Consider the following 1,449-nt stretch of genomic DNA (forward strand, 5'->3'; position numbering starts at 1 on the left):
GGTTGTACTGACCCCAAAAAGTTGGACAGTTAAACACGAGGCACATAGGTCTGGGTTCGATATTCAATTGGACTCAGACCTTTTAATTTCAGGCTAATTCTTCTGCTGTTGTAGTAGTCAATATATTCCGTAACAGCATCCTTCAGTTCGCTTATATTACTGAACTCGTCAAGATAAAAACACTCCGACTTTAAGGTTCCAAAGAAACATTCCACGACTGCATTATCCAGACAATTGCCTTTTCTGGACATGCTCTGTGTAATGCCTTGTTCTTTAAGGATGTTTTGATACCTTCTCATACGATACTGCCATCCCTGGTCAGAGTGCAGAATAGGATGCTCGTGAGGCTTAAGCTTTTTGAATGCCTGATCGAGCATATTCTCGACCATGTTCATCACAGGTCTTTCCGACAGGCTGTAAGAAATAACTTCGTTGTTGAAGAGATCTATTACTGGAGACAAATACAGCTTTCGCCCATTGACTGCAAATTCAGTAACGTCGGTAACCCACTTCTCGTTTGGCCGTGTAGCCTTGAAATCCCTTTGGAGAACATTGGGGGCGGTTTGCCCTACCTCTCCTCTGTAGGAGCTGTATCGTTTGACCTTAATCGCTGCCTTAAGCGAGAGGGTTCCCATCAGGCGCTGAACGGCTTTATGGTTAATCCGTTCCCCGTCTCGATGGAGAGACAACGTTACCCTACGGTATCCGTAACGACCTTTATTCTCGTGATAAATCTCACCAATACGCTTTTTAACATCCGCATACTTATCAGGCTTGCTGAGAGCCTTTAGATGGTAATAAAACGTACTGCGCGGTATCTCCGCTGCCTTGAGAAGCTCATCAAGAGGGTAAAACTGCCTTAGCTCGTTGAGTACTTTCACTTTTTCGCGGGATGAGCTAAGGCTTTCAGCTTTTTTAGATACGTAAGCCGCATTTCAAGGAATCGAACTTGTCTTTCAAGATCCTCAATACGTCGGTCTTTCGACAGCTCCAATGCTAACGCCGCTTTTTCTGGATCAACTGACATTGTAATGTTTCTTTTGGTGCCGATCTTGAGTGCGCGTAAACCAGCTTCTCCGTGCTCCTCATAGACTTTCAGCCACTTGGCTACAGAACCACTACCAGCAAGCATAAAGTGAGCAGCAGCCTGATTGAGGGACATCTGCTGCTCGGTCACGGCTTTCACGACCTTAATGCGCAACTCTGGATCAGCACTAACGCCTTTAGGTTTGGGAATTAAACCTTTTTCTCCATGTTTTTCATAGAGGGCAACCCACGTCCTGACCTGGGTTCGAGGCACACCAAAACGTGCAGAGATGATCCTGTAACCATCATCAGTTGTGAAGTAGTGATTCACGACTTCAAGGCGCTTTTCGAAGGGGTATTTTGGCTTTGACATATCAGGGACTATTCCATTTCATCGTCCAACAAAATGGGTGCAGTACAGGT

The 1,449-nt window shown here is 45.4% G+C and carries 1 protein-coding gene; it reads right to left on the reverse strand.

The features are described 5' to 3' along the window. Positions 1 to 29: 29 nt before the first annotated feature. A protein-coding gene (locus tag CKK19_RS25175) for an IS3-like element ISKpn8 family transposase (RefSeq protein ID WP_085949440.1) occupies positions 30 to 1,399 on the reverse strand; the annotation gives its coding sequence in 2 pieces (ribosomal slippage) (positions 30 to 919 and positions 919 to 1,399; 1,371 coding nt in all). Between the last annotated feature and the right edge of the window lie 50 nt (positions 1,400 to 1,449).

It is taken from the genome of Enterobacter sp. CCUG 70166 (genome assembly GCF_020224095.1).
GTDB classification, from domain to species: Bacteria; Pseudomonadota; Gammaproteobacteria; order Enterobacterales; family Enterobacteriaceae; genus Enterobacter; species Enterobacter intestinihominis.